Annotated in this window: 30 protein-coding genes; 16 read left to right on the top strand and 14 right to left on the bottom strand. The window is 65.8% G+C overall.

The window, feature by feature from the left end:
- Positions 1–81 precede the first annotated feature (81 nt).
- On the top strand, positions 82–1,275 hold the full coding sequence (locus B9Y86_RS14205; protein WP_085487168.1) for an FAD-dependent monooxygenase: 1,194 nt from the start codon (positions 82–84) through the stop codon (positions 1,273–1,275).
- Between the two features lie 30 nt (positions 1,276–1,305).
- On the opposite strand, the gene B9Y86_RS14200 is transcribed toward B9Y86_RS14205, so the two are convergent.
- From B9Y86_RS14200 to B9Y86_RS14190, 5 genes are all read right to left on the bottom strand, one after another.
- A complete protein-coding gene (locus tag B9Y86_RS14200) occupies positions 1,306–1,797 on the bottom strand; it encodes an HAD family hydrolase (RefSeq protein WP_085487166.1) in 492 nt (163 codons plus the stop codon).
- A 298-nt stretch (positions 1,798–2,095) separates the two neighbouring features.
- Positions 2,096–2,407 carry a biopolymer transporter Tol gene (locus B9Y86_RS14195; protein ID WP_085487165.1) on the bottom strand — a complete coding sequence of 104 codons (312 nt, stop codon included), beginning with the start codon at positions 2,405–2,407 and terminating at the stop codon, positions 2,096–2,098.
- A gap of 17 nt (positions 2,408–2,424) precedes the next feature.
- Positions 2,425–2,559, bottom strand: coding sequence for a hypothetical protein (locus B9Y86_RS17845; RefSeq protein WP_280522306.1), 135 nt, complete (start codon positions 2,557–2,559; stop codon positions 2,425–2,427).
- Positions 2,552–2,674, bottom strand: coding sequence for a hypothetical protein (locus tag B9Y86_RS17840; protein WP_280522305.1), 123 nt, complete (start codon positions 2,672–2,674; stop codon positions 2,552–2,554). Before B9Y86_RS17840 ends, B9Y86_RS17845 begins: the two co-directional genes overlap by 8 nt.
- Positions 2,675–2,737: 63 nt before the next feature.
- Positions 2,738–3,937 (bottom strand): EAL domain-containing protein, encoded by a 1,200-nt coding sequence (locus B9Y86_RS14190; protein WP_085487164.1) that lies wholly within the window; start codon positions 3,935–3,937, stop codon positions 2,738–2,740.
- 122 nt (positions 3,938–4,059) lie between these two features.
- Between B9Y86_RS14190 and B9Y86_RS14185 the strand changes: the two genes are divergently transcribed.
- The 3 genes from B9Y86_RS14185 to B9Y86_RS14175 are packed head-to-tail and all read left to right on the top strand — an operon-like array spanning position 4,060 to position 5,575.
- Positions 4,060–4,506 (top strand): OsmC family protein, encoded by a 447-nt coding sequence (locus B9Y86_RS14185; RefSeq protein WP_085487162.1) that lies wholly within the window; start codon positions 4,060–4,062, stop codon positions 4,504–4,506.
- Positions 4,506–4,880, top strand: a complete 375-nt coding sequence (locus tag B9Y86_RS14180) for a hypothetical protein (RefSeq protein WP_085487160.1) — start codon at positions 4,506–4,508, stop codon at positions 4,878–4,880. Before B9Y86_RS14185 ends, B9Y86_RS14180 begins: the two co-directional genes overlap by 1 nt.
- Positions 4,877–5,575: an ArsR/SmtB family transcription factor gene (locus B9Y86_RS14175; protein WP_085487158.1), complete on the top strand. Its 699-nt coding sequence runs from the start codon at positions 4,877–4,879 to the stop codon at positions 5,573–5,575. The genes B9Y86_RS14180 and B9Y86_RS14175 overlap by 4 nt, the downstream gene beginning before the upstream one ends.
- Here the strand turns inward: B9Y86_RS14175 and B9Y86_RS14170 are convergent.
- Both B9Y86_RS14170 and B9Y86_RS14165 read right to left on the bottom strand, forming a co-directional pair.
- A complete protein-coding gene (locus B9Y86_RS14170; protein ID WP_085487156.1) occupies positions 5,572–6,972 on the bottom strand; it encodes an MFS transporter in 1,401 nt (466 codons plus the stop codon). The genes B9Y86_RS14175 and B9Y86_RS14170 overlap by 4 nt on opposite strands.
- Positions 6,973–7,058: 86 nt before the next feature.
- Positions 7,059–7,580, bottom strand: a complete 522-nt coding sequence (locus B9Y86_RS14165) for a TetR/AcrR family transcriptional regulator (RefSeq protein WP_176223369.1) — start codon at positions 7,578–7,580, stop codon at positions 7,059–7,061.
- Between the two features lie 156 nt (positions 7,581–7,736).
- Between B9Y86_RS14165 and B9Y86_RS14160 the strand changes: the two genes are divergently transcribed.
- Positions 7,737–8,462: an alpha/beta hydrolase gene (locus B9Y86_RS14160; RefSeq protein ID WP_085487585.1), complete on the top strand. Its 726-nt coding sequence runs from the start codon at positions 7,737–7,739 to the stop codon at positions 8,460–8,462.
- Positions 8,459–8,779 carry a hypothetical protein gene (locus tag B9Y86_RS14155; protein WP_085487153.1) on the top strand — a complete coding sequence of 107 codons (321 nt, stop codon included), beginning with the start codon at positions 8,459–8,461 and terminating at the stop codon, positions 8,777–8,779. Before B9Y86_RS14160 ends, B9Y86_RS14155 begins: the two co-directional genes overlap by 4 nt.
- A 51-nt stretch (positions 8,780–8,830) precedes the next feature.
- On the opposite strand, the gene B9Y86_RS14150 is transcribed toward B9Y86_RS14155, so the two are convergent.
- The 3 genes from B9Y86_RS14150 to B9Y86_RS14140 are packed head-to-tail and all read right to left on the bottom strand — an operon-like array spanning position 8,831 to position 10,788.
- On the bottom strand, positions 8,831–9,289 hold the full coding sequence (locus tag B9Y86_RS14150; protein ID WP_139824916.1) for a hypothetical protein: 459 nt from the start codon (positions 9,287–9,289) through the stop codon (positions 8,831–8,833).
- A 52-nt stretch (positions 9,290–9,341) separates the two neighbouring features.
- On the bottom strand, positions 9,342–10,379 hold the full coding sequence (locus B9Y86_RS14145) for an alpha/beta hydrolase (protein ID WP_176223368.1): 1,038 nt from the start codon (positions 10,377–10,379) through the stop codon (positions 9,342–9,344).
- Positions 10,372–10,788 (bottom strand): DUF4259 domain-containing protein, encoded by a 417-nt coding sequence (locus tag B9Y86_RS14140; protein WP_085487583.1) that lies wholly within the window; start codon positions 10,786–10,788, stop codon positions 10,372–10,374. Before B9Y86_RS14140 ends, B9Y86_RS14145 begins: the two co-directional genes overlap by 8 nt.
- Before the next feature lie 68 nt (positions 10,789–10,856).
- Between B9Y86_RS14140 and B9Y86_RS14135 the strand changes: the two genes are divergently transcribed.
- The 7 genes from B9Y86_RS14135 to B9Y86_RS14105 all read left to right on the top strand — a co-directional run bounded on the left by B9Y86_RS14135 (position 10,857) and on the right by B9Y86_RS14105 (position 18,501).
- Positions 10,857–11,480 (top strand): hypothetical protein, encoded by a 624-nt coding sequence (locus B9Y86_RS14135; protein ID WP_085487147.1) that lies wholly within the window; start codon positions 10,857–10,859, stop codon positions 11,478–11,480.
- A gap of 136 nt (positions 11,481–11,616) precedes the next feature.
- A complete protein-coding gene (locus tag B9Y86_RS14130) occupies positions 11,617–13,668 on the top strand; it encodes a bifunctional copper resistance protein CopD/cytochrome c oxidase assembly protein (protein ID WP_244894772.1) in 2,052 nt (683 codons plus the stop codon).
- A 251-nt stretch (positions 13,669–13,919) separates the two neighbouring features.
- Complete coding sequence (locus B9Y86_RS14125; protein WP_085487145.1) at positions 13,920–14,303, top strand: cupin domain-containing protein; 384 nt, start codon at positions 13,920–13,922, stop codon at positions 14,301–14,303.
- 310 nt (positions 14,304–14,613) lie between these two features.
- A complete protein-coding gene (locus B9Y86_RS17595) occupies positions 14,614–15,318 on the top strand; it encodes a hypothetical protein (RefSeq protein WP_085487143.1) in 705 nt (234 codons plus the stop codon).
- Entirely contained in the window at positions 15,318–16,496 is a 1,179-nt protein-coding gene (locus B9Y86_RS14115; RefSeq protein WP_085487141.1) for an amidoligase family protein, read from the top strand. Before B9Y86_RS17595 ends, B9Y86_RS14115 begins: the two co-directional genes overlap by 1 nt.
- A gap of 5 nt (positions 16,497–16,501) precedes the next feature.
- On the top strand, positions 16,502–17,830 hold the full coding sequence (locus B9Y86_RS14110; protein WP_085487139.1) for a sensor histidine kinase: 1,329 nt from the start codon (positions 16,502–16,504) through the stop codon (positions 17,828–17,830).
- Positions 17,827–18,501, top strand: coding sequence for a response regulator transcription factor (locus B9Y86_RS14105; protein WP_085487137.1), 675 nt, complete (start codon positions 17,827–17,829; stop codon positions 18,499–18,501). The genes B9Y86_RS14110 and B9Y86_RS14105 overlap by 4 nt, the downstream gene beginning before the upstream one ends.
- On the opposite strand, the gene B9Y86_RS14100 is transcribed toward B9Y86_RS14105, so the two are convergent.
- Positions 18,482–19,090: a hypothetical protein gene (locus tag B9Y86_RS14100; RefSeq protein WP_085487135.1), complete on the bottom strand. Its 609-nt coding sequence runs from the start codon at positions 19,088–19,090 to the stop codon at positions 18,482–18,484. The genes B9Y86_RS14105 and B9Y86_RS14100 overlap by 20 nt on opposite strands.
- 57 nt (positions 19,091–19,147) lie before the next feature.
- Between B9Y86_RS14100 and B9Y86_RS14095 the strand changes: the two genes are divergently transcribed.
- Positions 19,148–19,651: a GNAT family N-acetyltransferase gene (locus tag B9Y86_RS14095; RefSeq protein WP_085487133.1), complete on the top strand. Its 504-nt coding sequence runs from the start codon at positions 19,148–19,150 to the stop codon at positions 19,649–19,651.
- 231 nt (positions 19,652–19,882) lie between these two features.
- On the opposite strand, the gene B9Y86_RS14090 is transcribed toward B9Y86_RS14095, so the two are convergent.
- From B9Y86_RS14090 to B9Y86_RS14080, 3 genes are all read right to left on the bottom strand, one after another.
- Positions 19,883–20,509: a GyrI-like domain-containing protein gene (locus B9Y86_RS14090; RefSeq protein WP_085487131.1), complete on the bottom strand. Its 627-nt coding sequence runs from the start codon at positions 20,507–20,509 to the stop codon at positions 19,883–19,885.
- A 99-nt stretch (positions 20,510–20,608) separates the two neighbouring features.
- Positions 20,609–20,905: a hypothetical protein gene (locus B9Y86_RS14085; RefSeq protein ID WP_085487129.1), complete on the bottom strand. Its 297-nt coding sequence runs from the start codon at positions 20,903–20,905 to the stop codon at positions 20,609–20,611.
- Entirely contained in the window at positions 20,902–21,213 is a 312-nt protein-coding gene (locus tag B9Y86_RS14080; RefSeq protein WP_085487127.1) for an ArsR/SmtB family transcription factor, read from the bottom strand. The genes B9Y86_RS14085 and B9Y86_RS14080 overlap by 4 nt, the downstream gene beginning before the upstream one ends.
- Before the next feature lie 168 nt (positions 21,214–21,381).
- Between B9Y86_RS14080 and B9Y86_RS14075 the strand changes: the two genes are divergently transcribed.
- Together B9Y86_RS14075 and B9Y86_RS14070 are read left to right on the top strand one after the other, a co-directional pair.
- Positions 21,382–22,059 carry a hypothetical protein gene (locus tag B9Y86_RS14075; RefSeq protein WP_085487125.1) on the top strand — a complete coding sequence of 226 codons (678 nt, stop codon included), beginning with the start codon at positions 21,382–21,384 and terminating at the stop codon, positions 22,057–22,059.
- 188 nt (positions 22,060–22,247) lie between these two features.
- Positions 22,248–23,270, top strand: a complete 1,023-nt coding sequence (locus B9Y86_RS14070) for a trypsin-like serine peptidase (RefSeq protein WP_085487123.1) — start codon at positions 22,248–22,250, stop codon at positions 23,268–23,270.
- Positions 23,271–23,281 lie beyond the last annotated feature (11 nt).

Genomic DNA, 23,281 nt, shown 5'->3' with positions numbered 1-23,281 from the left:
TAGAGAAGTAACTTCACAGTGAAGCAAAACATGCCATACTGATCTTCTGCACACGCACACCGATCAGAAAGCAGTCATGACATGCCTCAATTACACGCCGTCATCTCCGGTGCCAGCATCGCCGGGCTCTCCTCCGCATATTGGCTTCGCCGAGCCGGATGGCGGGTCACCGTCATCGAACGCGCGAACGAGTTCCGCGACGGCGGCCAGAACATCGACGTACGCGGCATCGCTCGTGAGGTGCTCTTCCGCATGGGCCTGTTCGATGCGGTCAAGGCACAGAACACGACGGAGACGGGCACTGTGCTCGTTACGTCTACGGGCAAGGTCAGGGTTGAGTTGCCCTTTGGTGGAGAAGGTGGGGCGACAGCAGAGCTCGAGGTGCTGCGAGGCGACTTAGCCCGCACGATGCTCGACCATCTGCCGGATGACGTCGACTTCATCTACGGGGACACGATCGCCGACGTCACAGACGTGCCCGATGGTGTGGAAGTCGGCACCGAAGGCGGACTGTCGCTGCGTGCGGATCTGCTCGTCATCGCCGAGGGTGTGCGTTCTGCCACCCGTGACCGGCTCTTCGGCGACGCGGTCGACCAGAAAGAGCTCGGCATCAAGATGGTGTTCGGCACTATTCCGCGCACCCCGACCGACGACGACCGGTGGCGTTGGTACAACGCGATCGGTGGGCGACAGATTCATCTCCGGCCCGACAACCACGGAACCATCCGCGCGATTCTCGCCTACTCGCGCGGGGAGGACCTCAAAGGCCTCGACCGTGCCGGCGCCCTCGCGGTCGTCAGGGCGCACTACCAGGATGCGGGGTGGGAGGCGTCCCGGATCTTGGATGCGTTCGACACGTCTGACGACGTCTATATCGACCAGCTCACTCAGGTGCGGATGAGCACCTGGCATCGAGGCCGCGTTGTGATGGCAGGAGATGCCGGGTGGTGCGTCACCCCGATGGGCGGCGGGGGAGCATCCCTCGCGCTCATCAGCGGATACGTGCTCGCTGCGTATCTGTCGACCACTCCGCACAATCTCGAGACGGCGCTCACCTCGTACGAGAAGTGGCTCCGACCGTTGGTCGACGATGTTCAGAGCCTGCCTCGAGGGCTCGAATATTTCGCCTATCCGCGAACGCGGCTCGGTATGGCGGCGCGCGGGGCCGTCGACAGGGTGATCGCGTCACGACTCTTCAGGCCAATCGCGGCGAAGGTCACCCGAGTCGCCGAGACGAAGCAGGTTCTTCCTGCGCTCCGCGACGCCGCCGAGTGAGCGATATCGACGAGTGAGCGATGCCGCTGGCTAGGGGAGCCCGCGATTTCTGCCGAGCGACCACACTGAACGCATGACGAACATTCTCGGGATCGGTGTCGCCGCCGAACTGCTGCAGGTCGACAGTTGGAGGGCCTCGCTGCACACGGCGCTCTCCGCGCCGACGATCTTCGAGGCGGAGTCGTCGGTGAAGTACGCATCTTCGGCGGCTACTCCGAGAGTGTCGAGCACGTGTGTGAAGGCGCGAACGTCTGGCTTCGCGAAACCGATCTCGGCGGAGTTGAAGATCGCGTCGAACCGGTGGGTGATATCGAGCTCGGCGAGTTCTGCGGGAATCGTATCGGTGCCATTGGTGAGTACGGCCGTTATGATTCCGAGTCGACGGATCTCATCGGAGAGCTCGAGAACAGCCTCGTCGATGCGCGCTGGTTGTCGTCCCCACTCCTCGGCGGCCGCCATGTTGCCGGCCAGCTCGCCCAAGCGCCTCACCCACGCGGACCGGCTGATGCGGCCAGTGGTCACCTGCTCGATCAGCGGTTTCGCGAAGGCGAATCCGTCGAGGGTTCCTGGCGGTCTTGCTGCAACTCAGGAGAAACCAGCTAGCCACGTACGAAAAGGCGACATCTGGCCTACTTCTCCTGAATAGGAGCGGCGACCGGCGCGGAGAGTGTATTCAGCGAGCGGGCATGGCTCAACGGTCGCAGAGTGCGCCGGCGGCGACAAGTTCCGCGTTCAACAGGATGTTTCGACCGAGAGCTGGCGTGTCCTCGACCGGGTGGCGGCATGGTGACAATCCGCCCTGCAATAGCGAAGTAGGGGCTCAGCCGTCGAGAGCGTCGAGCTCGTTCAGAGCCTCGTTCGCCCGGTCGATTCGATCCTGTTCGGGGGAGTCCCACCAGGAGGGGCCGCGCTCGCCCAGGCCGTGCTTAGCCAGATTGGTGCGCCGGCGCGCGGCGGCCACAGCCTCATCGTCGCCGGTCTTCTTCGCAGCCCGCACGCCCGAACGGCCCCGGCCGAGATGACTCTTCAGCCTTTCGACGAGTGCCTCATCGAGAACGGGGTCTGTGCGAGGCCACCTGCGGCCATTGATGACCAGCCAGCGGTCGTCGTCGACAGACCCCGTCTCAGACATGTCTGGTGATGACGGCCTTACGCCGCGATCAGCTCGGGCTGCGAAGCCCACGAACCGGAGGGGTTCTCCACGGGAGTCCCATCGGGCTCGGTTCCCTTATCGGGGTCGATCTCGTCGGGCTTGGGGGTGTGCTCGGGGCGAGGGTCACTCATCGTCTGCTCCTCCTCCTGATGCGGTGTCTTCACCGTTCTGGGGCTGGCTTCCGTCAGATCCTGAGCCATCGGGCAACTCGTCGGCATCCGGCTTCTTGGATTCATTCGTCGTCATGTGTGCTCCTTTCCGCCCGCGACGTTACGCCCGCCGCCCGATTCGGTGTCAGGGGTTGACGAGTCAGCGCGCGAGCAGGGCCCGAGCGCTGCGCGTGACGAGATCGCGATCGGTGGTGAGCACGAACTCGTAGAGCCCCTCGCGATGCCGCGACGAATCGATCTCCCTCGCGGTGAGGGCGGCGGCGTAGTCGGCGGTGAGCAGAACGACATCCCATTCGGCGGCGAGGGGGTCGGCGTCGTCGACCGTCACGCTGCGGGCCGGATGCGGAAGGGCCGCCGACGCGCCGGTCGAGTAGGCCGTCAACAGGCATCCGGATTCGATCAGACGGTCGTAACGCCGTCGCGTGTTCTCGCTGATGTTGTCGCCGGACTGGAAGGTCGAGAGCAGCACGGCCGAGTCGCCCGCCGCCGCGGCGCGCTCCTCGAGCAGGATGCTGACCTGCACGAGCATGGCGCGGTCGCCGACCCTCAGCGGAGTCTCGGCGGAGACCACACCGAAGGGCGTGGTGTCGATCGAATCACGCACGGGCGCCGCGCTGTGGCGGCCGGGTCCCGCACGTCGAACGGTGACGCCGGGCGCATCGCGTGCGCTCTCGCTTGGTTTGCCGAAGTGCCAGCCCTGAGCAACGGATGCGCCGAGCGCCCGCGCCCGTGTGATGTGCTCGGCGGTCTCGACCCCCTCGGCCAGAACGAGGGCACCGCTTCTCTCGGCATAGGCCGCGACCGCCGTCATCATCGCGGCCGTGGTGCGGTCGGGCTGGCGGCGAATCAGGTTCATATCGAGCTTCACGATCTCGGGCGCCAGCAGCGGCAGAAGCGCGAGAGAGGCGGGTTCGGCACCCAGATCGTCGATTGCGATGAGGTGGCCGGCGGCGCGCAGGGCGGCCGCGGAGGTGAGAAGCGCCCCGGGGTCGGCGGTGAGCGCCCGCTCGGTGATCTCGATGACCAGCGGGGGAGCGCTCAGGAGCGGTGCGGTGATGAATCCGTTCGCGAGGCTGATCGGCTCGACGTTCACGAAGAGGGAGTGCGGCGAGAGGAGTCCCCGAGTCGCCGCGGCACGCAGAGCAGACTCGATGAAGACCGAGTCGAGTTCGTCGGCTGTGCCGCTCTGATAGGCGTCGTGCAGAAGCCGATCCGGCGCCACGGGAGCCCCGTTGATCGACGCGCGGCTGAGCGCTTCGTGCGCCACGACCCGACCGGTATCGATGTCGACCACGGGCTGAAAGTTGGTCGTCAGACGATCGATACCGAATGCCTGCATAGTTCTATTAACGCAGTAGTGGCGGGCGATCACCTATTCGAGCCTCTTCGGACGTTCTCGGCGTGATCGCCGTGTGTCACATTTCGGCGAGAGACGAAGCTATTCGGCCATAGCGTGGAGTCATGACGACACACACCTATGCGAGCGCGCTGCGCTGGGCCGGCCGCACTCAGGGCTACGACAGCTACAGCCGCCAGCACGACATCACGATGAGTGACACCACGATGGCGGTCAGCGCTGATGCAGCGTTTCGTGGCGATGCAGCGCTGCCGAATCCTGAGCAGTTCGTGGTCGCGGCCGCCAGTTCGTGCCAACTCCTGTCTTTTCTCGCGGTGGCGGCTCTCGCTGGAGTCGAGGTGCTGGAGTACAACGACGCTGCGGAGGGTGTGATGCCCGATGATCTGCGCCCCATGCGTCTGACGGCAATCGTGCTTCGGCCCCGAATCGTTGTGCGCGGTGCGACAGTCGAGCGGGTGCAACGCCTGCTGAATAAGGCTCACGAGCAGTGCTACATCGCCAACAGCCTGACGACCGAGGTGACGATCGAGCCCGTCATCGAGGTGCTGTGATGTTCGATATCGAACTCCCTGCGCCCGACGGGGCGCGATCGCTTGCGCACATCGGCACCCTGCTGGGAGAGGCCGGCGTCGGCCTCGAAGGCGGCGGTATGTGGGCGGGCGTGGCGCACTACCTCGTTGCGGATGCGCAGCTCGCCATGGTGGCACTCGCCGAGGCGGGTATGGGACCGGTGGTCGCCCGAGAGGCAGTGCTCGCCGAACTCGACGCAGACATGCCCGGCGCACTGGGCCGAATGATGACCGCGCTCGCCGAGGCCGACGTCGTTCTTCTCGCTCAGTACAGCGATCACGACAACCGCAAAGTGCTCGTCGTCGACGATGTCGAGGCTGCTCGCGCGGCACTGGGTCGGGCGCACGCAGCATGAGCGGCGAGCCCGACATCGCAGTCCCTGCCCGAGCGTTGGGCGACCCCGCGCGCGGTCGGATTGTCACCGCTCTGCTTGGTGGCCGATCGATTCCGGCGGGCGACCTCGCTCGAGCCGCTGGAGTGTCTGCCTCCACCGCGAGTGAGCACCTTCGGGTGCTGCTCGCAGCGGGGCTGGTCGCGGTCGATCATCGAGGCCGCCACCGCTTCTTCCGGCTCGCGAGCAGCGAGGTGGCAGGCGCGATCGAGGCGCTCCAGGAGATCGCCCCGCGCACCGAGATCCGGTCGCTGCGTCAGCACCACGTCTCCGAAGAGCTTCGCTCGGCGAGGACCTGCTACGACCATCTCGCTGGAGACCTCGGGCTGCGGATGGCAGACCTGCTCGTGAGTTCCGGAGTAGTGAGCGAGCTCAAGATCGGAGAGTCGTCGTCTGCGCCCGAGCCGTTTCCGGCGGGACAGCTCGTGCACGCCCTGCGCATCCGGCCCACCCAGGGCCGTCGCCCGTGGGCGAGGGGATGCCTCGACTGGACAGGTCGGCGCGCTCATGTCGCGGGTCAGGTCGGCGCGCAGATTTTCAGCGCGATGGATGCCCAGGGCTGGGTCGCGCGTCGCGCCGACAGCAGGGCGGTGCGTCTCACAGGCCGCGGTGCCGCCCTGCTGTCAGAGCTTGAGCAGGTGACGAACGAGCTCGTCTAGTCCTGCGTGGCTGGCGACTTTCGCAGCGCCACGAGGGCTAGACCGGCACCGCTCAAGAGAACGGCCGCGCTTGCCCACGTCGCCACGCGCAGACCCTCCGCCGTCGCGGCAAATGAATCGCCGGATGCAGATTGGCTCACCGCCACCGCGAGCCCGGCCAGAACGCTGAGACCGAGCGCGGTTCCGACCTGTTGCGCGGTCGTCATTGTGGCGGACGCGACGCCCTGCCGCTCCGGGGTGATACCTGCGCCGGCTGCAGCGTAGAGGCTGGCGAATCCCATTGCCTGGCCGACGCCCAGCAAGAGTGTCCAGGCGACGGGCACGATGAGTGCCGTGCCGGCGTACAGCGACGTGGCAAATCCTGCCGTACCCAGGGCGGCGATGACGGCGCTCAGAGCTATTGCTCCACGCAGGCCGAACCGCCCAAGAGCCAGCCGGGCAATCGACGAACCGAGGAAGGCCATGATTCCCCAGGGAAGAAAGGCGAGGCCTGTTGTCAACGCAGATGCTCCGAGAACCTGCTGCAGGAACAAAGAGAACGTGTAGTAGCTCGTTCCGATCGATGCGATGAACAGAATCATGACGATCAGACCCACGGCGAGGCTGCGATTCCGCAACAGCGACAGGGGTAGGAGAGGGGAGGTGGAGCGCTTCTCGATCACGATGAATACAACCAACAGCACGGCACCGATGGCTGCCGTCGTCAAGACGTTCGGGCTCGTCCATCCCGCTGTCGGCCCTTCTCCCAGGGCGTAAACGATCGCGGTGATACCGAGCGCCGACGTGGCCGCGCCGAAGATATCGATCCGATGACGTGCACCAGTCGTGGCGTCTGCGGGAACCCCACGAAGTACGAGTGCGGCGGCGACGATGACCAGGGGCACGTTGATGGCGAAGACGCTGCGCCAATCAAAGGCGGCGATGAGAACGCCTCCGAGAGCAGAGCCGCCGGCGAGGCCGGCTGCTCCTGCCGCCGACCAGATCGACAGTGCTTTGAACCGAGCTGGTCCCTCGGGGAATGACACGGCGATGGTGGCCAATACGGCCGGGGACAGGAAGGCCCCGCCGATGCCCTGGACCACTCGCCCCGCGAGAATCACGCCATAGAACGGAGTTACGGCGGCGGCGATGGAGCCGAGGCCGTACAGCCCGAACCCGATCATCATCATGCGCCTGCGCCCCACGACATCGGCGAGTCGTCCGCTGAGGAGGAGAAGGCCGCCGAACGCCAAAGCGTATGCGCTGACGATCCACTGCAGGCCGGTGCCGTCGATTCCAAATTCAGACCCGATCTGCGGAAGTGCAACCAGGACGATGTTGTAGTCGATAGCAACGAGAAACTGACAGAACGCCAGCGCAAACAGCAGTAGGTGAGATCGTGATTGCACGATAGTCATAGGAGCTCCAAAGAAAGAGTGGTAGATCACTCACTAGCAGGACGCGTGATCCGGGATTGGGGTGGTTTGTTTGATGGGTGGTGTGGTTACGGGAGCAGAAGCTCGCTAGACGCAGAGCTCGAGTCGATGCCGGCTGCTTGTAGGGCGTTCGAGTACTGGGCCTCGGATAGATAGCGCCGCACCGCCTCGACAGAGGCGCCTCGGCCGCGCAAGAACTCGAGTTGGTCTTGATAGCAGTCGCGAACCGCCTCAGCCACCGCGGGCACCACGCATGCTGCGACTGCGTGGAGGAGGACCATGGCGATGTCGTGGTCCACGGCTCTCTGCTTTGCCAAAGCGGCGTCGATCTGATCTGTGGGAACGGAGTCGAATGTCGAGCGGAGATCGTCGCGAATGCGGAGCTTGACGTGATTGAGAACCGCGATGAACAAGGCTTCTTTGCTGTCGTAAAGACGGTAGAGGTAGGCCTGCGAAATGCCGGATGCGTGCGCCACCTCGGTCGTGTTCGTGCCGAAGTAGCCGCGCAGAGCAAAGGCCGCGGTTGCCGCGGTCAGCACGTCTACGCGGCGGTCTTCTGCCGTACTCAGCACTCGCTTCGGATTGGCCATAGTGAGTAATCTATCACTCACAAACAGAAAATGGAACGTAATCGAGAGACCATCGGGCCATGCCATCGCCGAGAGCGAACCTCGACGCGCGCCCGGCGCGCCGAGTACTCCGAGCCCTAGTGTCTGAATCACCACCACATGCAAAAGGACCTCACCATGCAGCTGCTCTTCGTACACGGCGCTCTCGTTCGCGACGGAGCCTGGTGGTGGCGGCCCGCAGCCGACCTGCTCGAGCGGCGCACCGGCATCCGGAGTCGCGCCGTGGCGCTGCCGTCGTGCGGCGAGCGTGCCGCGGGTGGCGCCGACAGCGAATCGGATGCCGCGGGCGGGCTCGTCGCAGACGCCGCGGCCCTGCGCCGCGAGCTCGACGACATCGACGAGGCGATCGTGGTCGGCCACTCCTACGGCGGAACCGTCATCGCCGAAGCCGGTGCGCACCCCGCCGTGACGAGCCTGTTCTATATCTCGTCGTATCTGCCCGACATCGGCGAAGCACAGGGCGCGATCATGAGCGGCGAGCCCGACCCCGTGGCCATCACAGACAACGGCGACGGCACGCTCGGCGTCTCGGGCTACGACGCCGAGTCGTTCGGTGCCCGGTTCATGCAGGATGCCGATGCCGCCACCCAGCGTGAGGCCTGGCAGCGCGTCACGGCTCAGGATGCGCGGGCGTTCATGACTCCGACGACGGCGGCCGGATGGCAGGGAGTCGACTCGACCTATCTCGTGTGCGGCGAGGATCGCAGCACATCGCTCGAGCTGCAGCGGTTGCATGCGGCGCGGGCCACGCGCTCGATCGAGGTGCCGACGGGGCACCACCCTTTCATTACCCGGCCAGACCTTGTAGTCGATGAGCTGATGCTCGGTACGATTCGGGCATGACCAATTCGCCTGTGCCGCCCATTGCCCAGCCGCCTCAGCAGCCGATGCCGCAAGTCAGCTTGCCTCGCGTAGCGACCGTGTTCTACGGTGTGTCGCCGTTCTTGCTGCTGATCGGCGGGTTCTTCTCACAGGTGAATGCCCGCTACACCTTCGACTGGGCGATCATGATGACCATGATTGGAACGATCGTCTTCTGGCTGGGCGCGGTGGCATTCATCATCGCGATCATCTTGAGTGGCGTGCGGTCGATCGCGCAGCAGCAGGTGAACATCCTGCTGCAGCACGATCTCGCTCGGGCTGGTCAGCGCGGGCAGTGACTCCGTAGCCTCAGTCGCGCTCACCCTGAATGAGTCGCGGCTACCCGGTCGCTAGATGCTGCTGGTGATGTACATCCAGAACCCTGCGGTGTCGACGTCGTCGCCCGCCTGCACAATCATGATCGAGACGTTTCGGGTCTTGCCCACATAGATGCCGCTGACCGTGCGGTCGTCACCTTCGGGCTTGAGGTCGACGTAGCCCTTGGCCCATGACACGGCCTTCTCATAGCTGTGGTCGCGGTCACTCGACCCCAATACCCACATACGCGTGTTGTTCATCACGTTGACGTTTGGCATAGAGACCAGACCGGATGCGTCGAACTCGGGAAACGCATCCTCGAATTGCTCGAGGGTGACGGGTTGATCCCAGGCATCCGGGTCGTTCGGCGCTTCTATCGGCTCGACCGTGGGCTCGACGGTCGCGACCGGCTCTGCGCCACCCAAGGCGGAGCATCCGGTGAAGCTTGCTGCGGATACTGCGATCAGCGCGACGATCATAAGTCTTCTCATGTCTGTCAGTATCCGGCAATGCGCGGCTGAGCGTGCAGGAAATGAGTCGCGGCTATCCGGTCGGTCGCGGTGAGGAGTGCTTCTCGATGAACGCGACCGTGTCGTCGAACGCCGTCTGTGCCGCGGTTGTCGACAGGTCGAAGGTGTAGTCGTGCGGCAGTGCACTGCCTGAGCCTGTCCAGTACCGGCTCGTCACGTCGACTCCCTGCGCGCGCAGAACGGCGTCGAGTTCGTAGCTCTGCGGTTCCAGAGGATCGGCGTCGCCAGCGGTCAGATACGTGGGCGGGTAGTCGGACGTCGCCGTACGCGTGGTCGAGAGCTGGTCTATTCGCGGGTCTGACGACCAGTCCTTGCGGCCGAGATAGCTCCAGGCGAAGGTGTCGAACGCGGGAAAGTCCGTGCGCGACACGGTCGAGAAGTCGTAAGGCCCCGAATACAGGATGACGCCGCGCAGGGCGGTCGCGGGCGTCTCGACAGACACATCCATCGCCTCGCGCAACGACGGATTGGTGACGATCGCGCCGAGCTGCGCGGCGATCTGCGCGCCCGCCGAATTGCCGGCCACGAACATCCGGGCCGGGTCGCCGCCGAACTCTTCGACGTTCTCGTGCAGATAGTCGAGCGCTGCGAGCGACTGAAGCGCGGGCGTCGGGTACTCGTACTCCGGGGCCAGTGAGTAGTCGAGGTTGGCGACGAGGTATCCCTCCGAAGCCAGCAGCTTCGCGTAGCTCGTGATCTGCGAGGCCGTGCCGAGAATCCATCCGCCGCCGTGAATGAGCAGAATGACGGGCTTTCCCGTCGTCGACTCGTCACCGTTCGAATAGAGAACGAGCTGCGCGTCGGGCAAGCCGTCGACCGGCACCGAGACGGGTTCGCTGGCCTCGATGCCGCTTATCCGATCGGCGTACGGGCCGATGGTGACCACGTCTTCGACAGATCCCACTGCGGCCCGGATGAGCAGGGCGGCCGGCCGCGGGGTCACCGCGTTCACGATCAGAACAACGGCGAGCAGAGTAACGACAACGACGGCAGCGATGATCAATCGCCGGCGGCGGCGATATCGCTTCGGATGGGTCGGGTGTTCAGTCACGGCCGGGGAGCCCGGCATCCAGAGCCTGTTTCAGTGCCTCGTTCGCACTGAGCCACTCGTCGGGATCTTCGTCTTGCCACAGCTCGGTCAGCTCGCTGTCGGGAGAGCTGGAGGCGGCCAGCGCATCGAGCGCGAGAGCCACGAGGGCGGCGTCGGGTCGACCTGCGCGCTGAACGAACGGACCCACCGACTCGGTATAGGCATCCGTCTGCGTGGGGCGATCGAGACCGTGCGCGACGACCTCTGCCGCGGCGATGGCGATGACGGCGTCGTCTGCGTCGACGTCGGTCTGGCCGATGACCGGGGCCAACGCATCGCGCACGACCGACCAGTCGGAGGCATCGGCCAGGTCGTATGCCCAGTCGCTCGCCGAGTCACTTCCGAACGGTTCTCCACTCCAGGTGCCCATGATCCAACGATAGAACAGCACCTCATGGCGCGGGATAGTCTGGACGTACTGATGGTCGGAGACGCGTGATGAATTCGAGGTGGGCGCGGGTCGCGCGCGGGTTCCTCGTCGCCGCCCTCTCCGTCTTCGTGGCGATGTTCTCGCACGCGGTCGCCGGCGGTTCTGCTCCGGGCGCAGTCGGCTTCGGGCTCGCCCTGACGTTCGCGACTCTGGTGAGCATCGCTATGGCCGGACGGCGGGTCAAACTCGTGCGTATGGCCGCATCCGTCGTCGTGAGTCAGTTCGCGTTCCACATGCTCTTCTCGGTGGGGGCCTCGTCGAGCTCGCAGTTTCACCAGGCCGGCCACCACGGCGTCGTCTCGGTGACGACGGGCGCCGCATCCGTCGTTCCGATGGGGCACAGCGACGCATCGATGTGGGCCTCTCACGCCGTTGCCGCCGTGCTCACCATCGCCTTCCTCTGGCGCGGCGAACGTGCCGTCTGGCGGGTGCTGGCCACGGCATCCCGGCGTCTTTTCGTGGTGCTGATCGGCGCCTTCGTCGTTGTGCCCGTGCGCACGACCCAGGCCGCGCTCGCGGCCGTGCCGGCATCCGTTCGCGCTCTTCGCGACGACCTCGGGGTCGTGCTTTCGGCGCTGCGCCACCGTGGGCCGCCGGTCGGCGCGCTCTCCGCCGTCTCCTCCCTGGTCTAGCGCCGCCTTCTGCGACGCCCGTTCGTCGGGGCTCGGCGGGAGCGATACCTCGATTCCGCAGATCATCTGCAGCCGGGCACGCGGGAACGCGCGGCTCTCAGCCTTTCGCCCGGCCGCGCAACCAGGAGCATCCGTCGTGACCCAACAGACAGACGTCGACACCACACAGAACGAGGTGACGACGCGCACCGTGTCGCTCGCCCACATCGGCTGGATCGAGATCGTTCTGCTGCTCTGCGTGCCGGGCAGCGTGGCCCTCGCGCTCGCGGGCATGGTCTACACCGGCGCGTTCACCAACATCCTCATGGACCCGGGGGTGCTCACGACCCGAGGCCTTCCCATTGCCCGAGTGGTGCACGACGCCTCGGCCGCTGTGACAATCGGTCTTCTCGTGCTGGCCTCGGTGGCGCTGCCCGGGCAGAAGAAGGTGCCCGGCGTCGTGAGCTATACGCAGTGGACCGCCGCTCGCTGGGCCGCCCGCTCGGCCGCGGTGTGGGCCGCCGCCGCCATCGTCGGTCTCTTCCTCACCGCCTCGAATGCCATGGGTCCGGTGTCGTCGTCGGTGTTCACGACCCAGTTCGTCTTCTTTGCGACCGAACTCGAGCTGGGCCAGTCGCTGCTCGTGTCGATCGCCTGCATCCTCATCGCGTTCGTCACCCTGTTGCTCACCAAGAACGTGTCGTGGGTGGCCTTCGCGACGGTCATGAGCATCCTGTCGTTGCTGCCCCTGTCGCTCTCAGGCCACGCGGCCGGGTCAGACGAGCACGCCAACGCGGTCAACAGCCTGGCGATCCACCTCATCGGGGTCACCGTGTGGGCGGGCGGTCTCACGGCCCTCATTCTGCTGCGGCGTCGCCTGGGGTCGAGCCTGCCGGTGGTGGTGGCCCGATACTCGGTTCTGGCCGGGTGGGCGTTCGTCGCGGTCGCGGCATCGGGCACGATCAACGCCATGCTGCGTCTGTCGTCGCCCGCCGATCTGCTCGGCGGCTACGGTCTGCTGATTCTCATCAAGATCGTCATTCTCGTTCTTCTCGGGCTGGCCGGAATCTGGCATCGGCGACGGGTCATTCCGCAGTTGGTGCGGCATCCCGATCGGCCCGCGCTCTTCGCTCGGCTCGCGGTCGCCGAGATCGTGCTGATGGCCGTGGCCATGGGCGTCTCGGTTGCCCTGTCGCGAAGCGCGCCGCCCGTGTCACAGGCGCCTGTCGAATCCGGGGACACGCGCCGCGGGCTGCTCGGCTTTCCGTTTCCCGAGCCCGTCGACACATGGCGCATGCTCACGTCGGTTCATGTCGACTGGCTGTTTCTCTCGGCCGGCGTCGTTCTGGCCGCGCTGTACATCGCCGCCGTCGTTCGGCTGCGTCGGCGGGGCGACGCCTGGCCCGTGATGCGCACGGTCAGCTGGGTCGCCGGATGCGTCGGGCTGATTTATACGACCAGTGGCGGCCCCGGGGTCTACGGCGCCGTTCACTTCAGCACGCACATGATCCAGCACATGGGATTGATGATGTTCGTGCCGCCGCTGCTCGTTCTCGGTGGACCGATCTTGCTCGCCCTGCGGGTTCTGCCGAAGCGGCATGACGGCAGCCGCGGGCCGCGAGAGTGGATCCTCATTATGGTGCACTCCCGCTATCTGAAAGTTCTGTCGTACCCGGCCGTCGCGGGAGTGATCTTCGCCGGCAGTCTCGTGGCGTTCTACTACACCGACTGGTTCCAGTACTCGCTGCAGACCCACCAGGGGCACATCCTCATGTGTCTGCACTTTCTCGCCAGCGGCTACCTGTTTTTCTGGGTGCTCATCGGAGTCGACCCCGGCCCCGGCCGGCCGAGCTACCCGCTGCGGCTCATCCTGCTGCTCGCGACGCTGGCGTTCCACGCCTTCTTCGGCCTCGCCATCATGTCGGCCACGAACGTACTCGCGATCGACTGGTGGCACGCGCTCGGATACACCGACACGGCGGCGCTGCTCGCCGATCAGCAGGTGGGCGGCGCGATCGCGTGGGGCGCGGGCGAGCTTCCAGTGGTGCTGGTCGCCCTGATGGTGGTGCGGCAGTGGGTCGCGTCAGACGAGCGCACGGCGAAGCGCACCGACCGCACGGCAGACCGCGATGGCGATGCCGAGCTGCGCGCCTACAACGAGCGGCTGCTGAAGATCGGCGACCGCGACCGGCGGAGTGGCGACGCGTAAGGGCCTCTCGTAGGGGACACACGCAAACGGGAGGAACCACGCGCATCCGACGCACATGGGGCGTTGATGTGCGAAATCTCCTCCCGTTCGAGGCGTCGGGCGGAGATATCGACCCTCCGTCGGCCTCTGCACCCCGGTGCCCACGAATCTCCGTCTGATCCGCTGCGCTGGCGTCGCCCGCAGCCCGTCGACAGTTCAGGGAATCCGGTGGGCCGTATTGAGATCGCCCCCCGATCGTCGAGACTGGATGCATGACGAACGTTTTCGGGATAGATGTCGCCGTCGAACTTCAGCAGGTCGACAAGCACTGGACTCCTCGGGTCGTGGGCCGGGTGAACGACCAGTACATCAAGGTCGCGAAGCTGCTCGGCGAGCTGATGTGGCACGCGCACGACCAGGAGGACGAGATGTTCCTGGTGCTCTCGGGTCGTCTTCGTATCCAATTGGAGGGCGGCGACGAGGTCGTGCTCGACCCCGGCCAGTTCTATGTGGTGCCCCGTGGGGTTCGGCACAACCCCGTGGCCGAGAACGAGGTCGAGATCATGCTCATCGAGACGGTGACCACCGCGCATACCGGCGACGTGGCATCCGAGAGATCTGTGCCGATCGACCAGCAGCTCGGGTCCTTCAGCTGACGCAGCTCGCGCCTATCGCGCCGGTAGCTTCGCGTGTTGCCACTTCGGTTGACGCGAACTGGCAACTCGCGCACTCCAGGCAGCGCGAACTGGCAACTCGCGTCCGAATGCGCGGCGGCGGCGGCGCCGGAGTCATCCCTTCGGATGGACTTTCCGGCAATCCGCGTCGTTCCTGGGGATACGTCTCGGCGACGCGCGAACGAACGGGGCCCGCAGCGCTTGTCGCCCGTCACGATGGACTCATAGCGTCGAGCTTTGTCGGCACGAGACGAAGTATCTGAGCCCGCCGACCCGAAGCAAGGAGAACGACATGGACGAGTCTCGAGACACCTCCGACGACACGAAGCGCACCGCGAGCTCGACGTTCCTTCGAGTCGGCACGACAGCCGCGGCGGCCTGCCTGATCGCCGGATCCATCGCGGGCCTCGGCGCGATGGGAGCCCTCGCGTCGCCCAGCAGCTCGTACGCCGAGGTCTCGGCATCCGGCGACACCTCGTCACCTGATCCGAAAGCGGCAGCGCCGGAGTACACCGACGCCGATCGGGCTGCCTTCGCTGCGTCGCCCTATGCCGAAGACGCACTCAACCTGGCAGCAATCTGGGGAACCGATACCGAGTGGGCGGAGGGCAAGGCCGGCTCGAAGATCCAGGCCGGTATTCCCCTGCCCTTCGCCGCGGGAGAGGCGATGAGCTTCGCCTACACCCCCGACCAGAAGCGACTCGCACTGCAGTTGACGACCGTCGACATGTCCGGAATCGTGCGCGTAGCCGCAGTCTGGGGTTCAGCAGACCTCTACAGCGCGAAAGCAGATATGGGCGCGCTGCTTCTCGCACACCAACCATTGCCCGCCATGCCGGCAGCGTTCTCCGATGACGACAAGGTTCGAGCGTTCGGCTTCAGCGGATACACCGACGATGATGCGGTCAAGCTCGCCGGACTCTGGCAGACAGATACGTACAGCGCCATCCTCCGTGCCGGAGCAGAACTGCTTGCGGGCCACGAATTGCCCCTGTGATGACTGTCCTGCACGAGCGCATCGGCTTCGAGATCGAACTCCTCGCGCCAGACGGAGCGGGCAGGCGCACCCTCGCCGAGCGCATCTGCCGCGAGCGGGGAGGGCGCGTCGAGCGCTTCTTCCACACCGACTCGGAGCCGTCGCTCGTGCCGGGCATGGGTCACTTCTGGCACCTGACCCCGGGGTTCGCAGTGATCGACTCGTCGGGAGCGCCGGTCGCGACCTTCGTCGACGACGTGACGATCACGGCGGATATCGCCCGAGACAGAACACGGGCGACGCCGGATGCCGGTGGCCGGGTCGCCGACGCGTCACCGGCATCCGACGAACACAGCTACCGGATATTGTCTGACGACGCCCGGCTGCTGCGGCTCATCGCAGGCCACACGCCGCCCGACACTCCGTTTCCTCGGGTGCTCGACGACGTCGCCGCTCTGTTCGGAAGTCGAGTGGAGACGATCGGAACGGTGCGCCGCCTACGAGACCGCGCCGGCGCCAGCATCGCCATGGCAACGTCGCTCGCTGCCGGGCGGGAGCGCCCGTGTGAAATCGTCACTCCTCCGCTGAGCAGCGATCACGAAGCAGCGCTCGAGAGCCTGCTGATGCCGGCCCGCGAGCTCGGATTCACGGTGCCCGTCGAAGCCGCCGTTCACCTGCACTTCGATGGGGCTCCGTTTCGCTCGGTGGCGGCCTTCTCGAACCTCGTGCGTCTCTTCGGGCACTGGCGCGAGGCGCTTCGTGTTGCGCTCGGCACCAATCCCGCTTGCACGCGGCTCCAGGCGCTGCCCCCGTCGCTACTCGAGCTTGTCGAGAGCGAGAGCGCGAACGCCGACGCGAGCGCCGGGTCTTCCGACGCCGAACGCTGGAGCGCGCTGCAGTCGGCCGCACGATCCACCGGACTGTCGAAGTACTTCGACGTCAACCTCACGGCGCTGCTGACCGACGCACCCGCGCGAGACACGCTCGAGGTGCGCATCCTGCCCGGCGCGCTGCGCGCATCCGACATCGTGTGGCGGGCCGCCTTCGTAGAGGCGCTTCTCGCGCGCTGTCGCGATCCCCTCGCCTTTCCGCGGCCGACCTCGGGCGACGCGGTCGCGGCGGCCGTCGAGCTCCGCGCTCTCGTCGGGTTCACCCCCGAGCGCGAGAAAGCCACCGACAGCGATGCGGCGCTAGCGTGAGTGACATGTCCACGATCAGGCCGCTTCTGATCACCGCGCAGAAAGACGACGCAATGGCCGAGCAGGGCGTGATCACACGCATCCGGATGTTTCTCGCCGCGCCCCGCAGGCGGCGTCTCGTCATCATCGGTGCCGCCGGGGTCGCGTACCTCATCGGCCTCGCCGTCGCGCTGCGCTTCGACTGGTACCCGCAGGGGTTGCCCGGATACGTCTACCTCGGCCTCTTCGCCGTCTTGGGCGCCGCGACCGCGCGCCGATGGCCGGTGGAGACGCTGGTGCTGGTGACGTGCTACACCGCCTACACGACGCTGGCCCCCCTCCCGCCGCAGCTCTACGGGCTGTATCTGGGGGCGCCGCAAGCGCTGGTTCCCCTCGCGATCGTGGTCTTCATCATGATCTCGGATGGCGGGCCTGTCGTCGCACCCGCTGCGACCTTCGGCACGCTCGCTCTGCTCGTGATTCTGCCGTGGCGAGACATCGTGGGTCTTCTCGTCGAGTCGCGCCCGCTCAGCGAGGCCCTTCTGCTCGACAGTGGAGAAGACCGCTCAGTTCTGGTGGCCGAGCTGGTTGCCTGTGCCCTGGTGATCGTCTTCGCGCTGATGCTGCGCAGACAGCGCCGCGTGGCCGAGGAACTGGCTGCGAAGAATCGCGAGCTCACGCAGCTGCGGGCGGCGGAGGTGTCGCGCATCGCCGAGCAGGAGCGCACCCGCATCGCACGAGGTATGCACGATGAGGTGGCCCACCACGTCGCAGCCCTCGTGATCCGCGCGCAGGCCGCTTTGCGGGTCGCCAATGGGCAGCCGGAGCCGCTCGAGCAGGCGATGCGCGACATCGCGACGAGCGGGCAAGACGTGCTCGCGCGCATCCGAACCGTCGTGCGCGTGCTGAAGTCGCCGCCGAAGACCAACGCGGCGGCGCCGCTTACCCTCATCGACGAACTCGAGGCGCTCTTCGCCCGCGTGCGATCGATCGGCTACGACGTGGATGCCGCGGTGCGCGTAAGCGACGAGGTTCCGGCCGAGTATCGCTCGGCGATCGCCGCGGCTGTGCAGGAGAGTCTCACCAACACGATGCTGCACTCGGCCGCTCACAGCGTGCAGGTCGAGGTCGCGGAAGAACCGCTCGTCTGGACGGTCAGGGTCAGCGACCCCGGCCCGGCGCGCGAACGATTCGCCGACATGCCGAAGGGCGGCTCTGGGCTCGAGTTTCTGGCGGATCGGCTCGCGTCTCTCGGCGGCCAGCTCACGAGTGGCACCGATGGTGAGGGGTGGACCGTGACCGCCCAGCTGCCGCGCACCGCCGCGGGAACACAGCAACGAAAGGCAGCTCTATGACCATCCGTGTGCTCGTCGCCGACGACCAGCCCATCGCCCGTGCCGGCATCGCCGCCATGCTCGACGCCGAGAACGACATCGACGTGGTGGGCCAGAGCGCCGACGGCGAAGACGCGGTGCGCGATGCGCGCGCGCTCAGCCCAGACGTGGTCGTCACCGACATCCGGATGCCGCGACTCGACGGCATCTCGGCGACCCGGCGCATCCTGGCCGATCTCCCCTGTGCGGTCGTGCTGATCACGACCTTCGACGACGACGAGTATCTCTTCGATGGCATCGCTGCGGGTGCCTCGGGATTTCTGCTCAAGGACTCCGGCCCGGATCTGCTCGCTGCGGCCGTGAGGTCTGCCTCGCGCGGCGACTCCCTGATCGACCCCGCCATGACCCGTGCGCTCATCGAGCAGACGGTCGCGCCGACCGGAGTCGGGCAGCCTCACGTGCCTCGCCCTGAACAGCTCGCGCTGCTCAATGAGTTGAGCGAGCGTGAGCGCGTTGTGCTCGAGGCCGTGGCCCGCGGTCTCAGCAATGTCGAGATCGCCGCCGAGCTCTGGGTGAGCGTGCCGACGGTCAAGTCGCATATCTCGAGCGTGCTCGCCAAGACCGGTACTCGTACTCGAGTGCAGGCGGCGGTCTTCGCCTACGAGTGCGGGTTCATGACGCCGGGGGCGTAGACGCGGAGCGCGTAGCCGTCCTGCGCCGGAGCGGCGGGATGGACGCGACGAACAGGCTCGCGGCTGAACCGAGCCCGACGATCACGAGGATGAGGTTCGCGTCGTCGGCGATGGCTCCCACGATGGCGCCGACCGCTGCCGCTGCGAGCATGGCGCCCCCGAGCCAGTAGAAGCCCGACCAGAAGAGCCGCCCGAAGAAGAGAAAGTGCAGGCCGACGATCGCCGAGATGAGGGCGATTCTGAACTGACTCTGCGCAGTGGCGGTAAGAACGAGGTTTCCCCCGATGATGGCGACCACCTCGGCCACGACGATGATCACGTAGGCGCGCGAAGAGAACAGCGTGCGCCCGGGGGCGGGAGCGCCCTTCGCGGTCTGCGCGTACCGTTTCACCGCCGCGATCACGATGATGAGCCCGATCAGGGTGGCGGCGAGTTGGGTGCACAGAGCTGCGAAGTGAGGCAGGCCCGACGAGGCCCAGAAGCCCCAGGCCACCCCGAAGACGCCGGAGACGAGCGAGCCGATCAGTGCCCCTCTGTCGGACTCTGCGATGTCATCTCGCAGAGACTTGCGTTCGGGGAGCCGATCCATGCGGGCACCATAACAGTGCGGCCTGGTTGATCGACAGAGGCGCATAGGCTGCATCCCATGATCGAGTTGCTTGAGCCGCCCCGGCTGACTGTGCCATCGACCGCCCTGAAGACGTCGTACCTCGTCGGTGAGCAGGCAGACATGCGTCATCGAGGGTCGGATACGTCGTGGCTCACGGCCGCCAGCCTCGACTTCGACGCGTTCGTCGCTGAGAGAACCGGAGTGCGCGAGCGTTGGGGCGTTGCATCCGAGCTCTTCTGGTTCGCGTCGGGCGAGTATTACGTCGGCTCGCTCGTGATCAGGCACGAGCTCACCGACGACGAGGGCGGAGGCCACATCGGCTATCACGTCGTGTATCCCTGGCAGCGTCAGGGTCACGCGACCCGGATGCTTCGGGAGGCTCTCGTGAAGTGTGCCGGCCTCGACATCGAGCGGGCGCTTCTTACGGTCGCTCCCGAGAACGCCGCATCGATCGCGGTCGTTCGCCGCAATGGCGGTGTCGAAGACAGCCTCAACGATGAGGGCGAGATGCGCTTCTGGATCGACACGGCCTCGGCCTGACGCGGTTTCCGCGTCGGCACACGACAAACGGGAGGAGATACGCGCATCCGACGCAGATAGCGCGCCGATGTGTGAAATCTCCTCCCTTTTGACGAAGAACGAGCGGAGATCAGTGCATCCGAGCCGTATATGGCACCGGTTAAACGGATCTCCGCCCATTCCGCACGTGTCTCCGACCACCGACACACGAGGCGGCTTTCCCGCTCGGAACCCGGGTCACCGCATCCACGATCACTCGGTCGATAGTGCAGCGCGCACCGGCTGACGCAGAACCGTCTTGAGCTTCTGCGGCGCCGTTCTGCGAGCGTCACTCAGATAGACCTCGTGATGCAGTCCGTTGAACGTCAGCCCGTTCTGCGGCAGATACTCGTCGTGCAGTCGAGCGAGTGTCGGCCCCTCGTCGTCGTACGACCCCACGTGCAGAATCTGGATGCTGCGCCCCTCGTCGAGCGTGATCAGTCGCGTCGTCGACAGGGCCGGGTTGGGCTTCTTCGCGGCGATCGTCGTCAGGGCGGCGGCCACGTCGTCTGCCGTGATCCACTCGGGCTGGTTGATCAGCGCCGTCCACCGCCACGAATCCTTGTCGCGTGACACGAAGACGCCTGCGTCATCGGCGGTCCAGAGCGCTTCGAGCGGGCCCACCACAAAGTCGCGCCCCCGCGCTTTGCTGGCGAACTTGATTGTGTACGAGGTAGAGAACAATGCTTCGATGGCCGCGGCGTAGGCGGGGGCCGTGTTCGGGTCGCCTTCGCCATCGACGGCGAGGTAGTTCAGCGGCGGCACCAGCACGTCGCTGAACGTTGTGGCCGACGGCGAGTAGAGCGCTGAATGCTCTTTCTTCACGTCGTACTTCTGCATGATCGGCAGACTAACCGGCCCACGCTGCCGTCGCTACGACGAAAACCACGAAGGCCCGAGTCGTGGACCCGGGCCTTCGTCGTGACGTGCTGATCGAGATCAGTGCTCGTCGTAGTGCTCGCCGTGCGCGGCGTGCTTGTGACCGTCGTGGTTGTAGTCGGTGTGGTCACCGTGCTCCACGGCCTCGTGGCCGCAGTCGGCTCCGTGGGCGTGCTCGTCGACGGTGTGCTCGGCGACGCTCTCGTGCTCGTCGTAGTGGTCGTCGTGCAGAGCGTGGTGGTGGGTGCCGTGCACGTAGTCGGTGTGACCTTCGTGCTCGACGGCCTCGTGGCCGCAGTCTGCGCCGTGGGCGTGCTCGGTGACGGTGTGCTCGGCGTGGATCTCGGTGGTGCTCATGATTGTTCCTTCTCTTCGGGTGAGTCTTCGATGACGTGCGCGATCGCATCGTCGATGACGTGTGCGATGTGGTGGTCGGCAAGCTGATACTCGGCTTCTCGGCCTATGCGGGAGACGGTGATGATGCCCGCCTGACGCAGCGTCTTGAGATGCTGCGATACGAGCGGCTGCGACATTCCGCTGAGGCCCGTGAGCTCGCTGACCGTGGCCGGCTTGTTCGACAGGAGCCTCAGAAGAATAAGCCGCGACTCAGACCCCAACACCTTGAAGAGTGCCGCGGTGGCTTCGAGCCCTGCTTCTGCTGCCATGACTCGATCTCACCACACGTATAAACAAATGACAATATATTTATCTAATTGATAATGATCGTCGTGTAGATGTCGTCGTCGGCGCGGCTGCCTGTTCGTCATTTCTGTAAAACAGAGTGGGCAGTATCATCGTTTGCGTCAATGTCATGCAGAAGAGAAGGCGAATTCATGACGGCACGCTCGAAGACTCAATCCACCGTTCTCGCCGCGGTTGCGGCGACTCTGATGGTGGCCCTGATGAGCGGATGCGGCACCTCGGGAGATAAGGCGACGGCCGGTTCAGACACGGCCGGTTCCGGGGCTGGCCAGACCGGGGCGCCGGCGCCGGAGGGCGGAGCTGCCTCCGCGCCAAGCTCCACCCCGGGCGCCGACGAGGGGTTCCCCAGTTGCGACGAGGTCAAGGCCGCACTCGGTGCAGAGGTCGCCGGACTGATCGAGATCGAGGGGAGCGAGAACGGCGTTTCGACGGGCTATATGGGGCCGGCGCTCGGCTGCGTTTGGTACACCCCCGAGACGAACGCGTCGAACATCAACATCGGAGAATACGGCGGCATCTCTGTCGGAGTCTCGAGGGATCCCTCGTTCACGGAGGAGAGTATGGAGCCGCTGGGCTGGGTCATCCAGGATCCACGGGTGTCGGCGGCGGGCGCATGGGCCGTGAGGGTCGGTGGTCAATACGACCCGGCGGCTCAGATCGATGTGGCCGGAGTGCAGGTGGTTCGCGATGGCGTGGTTGTCGTCTTCACCTCGTCGGGCGTCGCGCTGCAGGATGTGCCGCAGCTGGCTTCTCTGACGAACGAATGGGCGCTCGGTGGTGGAGTCGCGATCCTCGATCTGATGGGCTGAGATCGATCTGATGGACTGAGAAACGGCCCAAGCTGGGTGCGATGGCCTTGTCGGATGACCCGGATTGCTGTAGAAATCCATTAGACGATCGTCTAGCGAGAGATCCGTTTCTCGTTCCGTTGCCATGCCGCTGTCGATTTCGATCGTCACGCTGCGCGGTTGATACGCCTGACCCGAAAGGCTTTCCTGTGCTCCGCTTCCCCCACCGTGCCGCCATGCTGAGAGCGGGCGTCGTCGTCGCTGCGACTCTTGCCGCCAGCGTCGTCGCCGTCGCTCCGTCTGCCTGGGCTTCTGATTCTGGCAACGCCGATACCGTCTCGCTTCAGCTTCCGCACGTTCTTCCCCTGCAGGTCACCCCCGAAGACGCCGAGCGGGCGGTCGAGTACTGGACGCCGGAGCGGATGGTTGCTGCTGAGCGGGCGACGGACTCCGGCGAGCCGACGAGCGCGCCCGATAGCTCACATCACACCGCGTTGCCGAGCGCCGCCGGCGACGAGATTGCCGAGTCGGCCGAAGGCGCGACCGCAACGGCCACACCGGTTTCCGTAGCCCAGCAGGTCGCTCCTGTGTCGCACATCGGCCGCGTCTTCTACACGCTCAACGGCGCCGATCACGCCTGCAGCGCCAATGTCGTGCAGTCGGCAAACCGTTCCACTGTTGCGACCGCGGCCCACTGCATGACCGGCGACGGCGGGTTCTCCGTGAACTCCGTGTTCGTGCCCGGCTACGAAAACGGTGAGGCGCCCTACGGTAGCTGGCCGGTCGTCGCCGGTGAGATCGCGGGCGGGTTCACCGAGAACAATGCCGATCAAGCCGACGACACCGGGTTTCTGGTGGTCGCGCACAACGACGACGATGCCGACATCGTCAGCGTGGTCGGTGGTTCACCTGTTCTCTTCAACCAGTCGCCAACCCAGGAAGGCAGCGTCTTCGGGTACCCGGCGGCGGGCCGCTTCAACGGTGAGACGTTGCAGACCTGCAGCGGTCAGTTCGAGGCGTTTGCCAACCTCCAGCAGATCGACCTGCCCTGTGACATGAACGAGGGCGTGTCTGGCGGTCCGATGTTCGAGGGTGACAGTCCTGAGGGGGCGCAGTTCGCCAACGAAGATGCGCGGTACGAGGACTACTCCCACATCATCGGTCCGATCTGGCAAGACAACGAGGAGTCGGCCTACAATCTGGCCGCAGCTGTCGCCGTCTCGGCCCAGTAGTGCCCTCGGGG

This window comes from Agreia pratensis (assembly GCF_900177685.1).
Classification (GTDB): domain Bacteria; phylum Actinomycetota; class Actinomycetes; order Actinomycetales; family Microbacteriaceae; genus Agreia; species Agreia pratensis.
Note: the sequence above shows the minus strand (reverse complement) of the source record. Positions and strands in the feature narration are given on the sequence as shown.

Coding starts and splice junctions, on each gene's coding strand:
- B9Y86_RS14205 (WP_085487168.1), top strand. CDS start 82: ATGCCTCAATTACACGCCGTCATCTCCGGTGCCAGCATCGCCGGGCTC.
- B9Y86_RS14195 (WP_085487165.1), bottom strand. CDS start 2,407: ATGTCTGAGACGGGGTCTGTCGACGACGACCGCTGGCTGGTCATCAAT.
- B9Y86_RS17845 (WP_280522306.1), bottom strand. CDS start 2,559: ATGAGTGACCCTCGCCCCGAGCACACCCCCAAGCCCGACGAGATCGAC.
- B9Y86_RS17840 (WP_280522305.1), bottom strand. CDS start 2,674: ATGACGACGAATGAATCCAAGAAGCCGGATGCCGACGAGTTGCCCGAT.
- B9Y86_RS14190 (WP_085487164.1), bottom strand. CDS start 3,937: ATGCAGGCATTCGGTATCGATCGTCTGACGACCAACTTTCAGCCCGTG.
- B9Y86_RS14185 (WP_085487162.1), top strand. CDS start 4,060: ATGACGACACACACCTATGCGAGCGCGCTGCGCTGGGCCGGCCGCACT.
- B9Y86_RS14180 (WP_085487160.1), top strand. CDS start 4,506: ATGTTCGATATCGAACTCCCTGCGCCCGACGGGGCGCGATCGCTTGCG.
- B9Y86_RS14175 (WP_085487158.1), top strand. CDS start 4,877: ATGAGCGGCGAGCCCGACATCGCAGTCCCTGCCCGAGCGTTGGGCGAC.
- B9Y86_RS14170 (WP_085487156.1), bottom strand. CDS start 6,972: ATGACTATCGTGCAATCACGATCTCACCTACTGCTGTTTGCGCTGGCG.
- B9Y86_RS14165 (WP_176223369.1), bottom strand. CDS start 7,580: ATGGCCAATCCGAAGCGAGTGCTGAGTACGGCAGAAGACCGCCGCGTA.
- B9Y86_RS14160 (WP_085487585.1), top strand. CDS start 7,737: ATGCAGCTGCTCTTCGTACACGGCGCTCTCGTTCGCGACGGAGCCTGG.
- B9Y86_RS14155 (WP_085487153.1), top strand. CDS start 8,459: ATGACCAATTCGCCTGTGCCGCCCATTGCCCAGCCGCCTCAGCAGCCG.
- B9Y86_RS14150 (WP_139824916.1), bottom strand. CDS start 9,289: ATGAGAAGACTTATGATCGTCGCGCTGATCGCAGTATCCGCAGCAAGC.
- B9Y86_RS14140 (WP_085487583.1), bottom strand. CDS start 10,788: ATGGGCACCTGGAGTGGAGAACCGTTCGGAAGTGACTCGGCGAGCGAC.
- B9Y86_RS14135 (WP_085487147.1), top strand. CDS start 10,857: ATGAATTCGAGGTGGGCGCGGGTCGCGCGCGGGTTCCTCGTCGCCGCC.
- B9Y86_RS14125 (WP_085487145.1), top strand. CDS start 13,920: ATGACGAACGTTTTCGGGATAGATGTCGCCGTCGAACTTCAGCAGGTC.
- B9Y86_RS17595 (WP_085487143.1), top strand. CDS start 14,614: ATGGACGAGTCTCGAGACACCTCCGACGACACGAAGCGCACCGCGAGC.
- B9Y86_RS14115 (WP_085487141.1), top strand. CDS start 15,318: ATGACTGTCCTGCACGAGCGCATCGGCTTCGAGATCGAACTCCTCGCG.
- B9Y86_RS14110 (WP_085487139.1), top strand. CDS start 16,502: ATGTCCACGATCAGGCCGCTTCTGATCACCGCGCAGAAAGACGACGCA.
- B9Y86_RS14105 (WP_085487137.1), top strand. CDS start 17,827: ATGACCATCCGTGTGCTCGTCGCCGACGACCAGCCCATCGCCCGTGCC.
- B9Y86_RS14100 (WP_085487135.1), bottom strand. CDS start 19,090: ATGGATCGGCTCCCCGAACGCAAGTCTCTGCGAGATGACATCGCAGAG.
- B9Y86_RS14095 (WP_085487133.1), top strand. CDS start 19,148: ATGATCGAGTTGCTTGAGCCGCCCCGGCTGACTGTGCCATCGACCGCC.
- B9Y86_RS14090 (WP_085487131.1), bottom strand. CDS start 20,509: ATGCAGAAGTACGACGTGAAGAAAGAGCATTCAGCGCTCTACTCGCCG.
- B9Y86_RS14085 (WP_085487129.1), bottom strand. CDS start 20,905: ATGAGCACCACCGAGATCCACGCCGAGCACACCGTCACCGAGCACGCC.
- B9Y86_RS14080 (WP_085487127.1), bottom strand. CDS start 21,213: ATGGCAGCAGAAGCAGGGCTCGAAGCCACCGCGGCACTCTTCAAGGTG.
- B9Y86_RS14075 (WP_085487125.1), top strand. CDS start 21,382: ATGACGGCACGCTCGAAGACTCAATCCACCGTTCTCGCCGCGGTTGCG.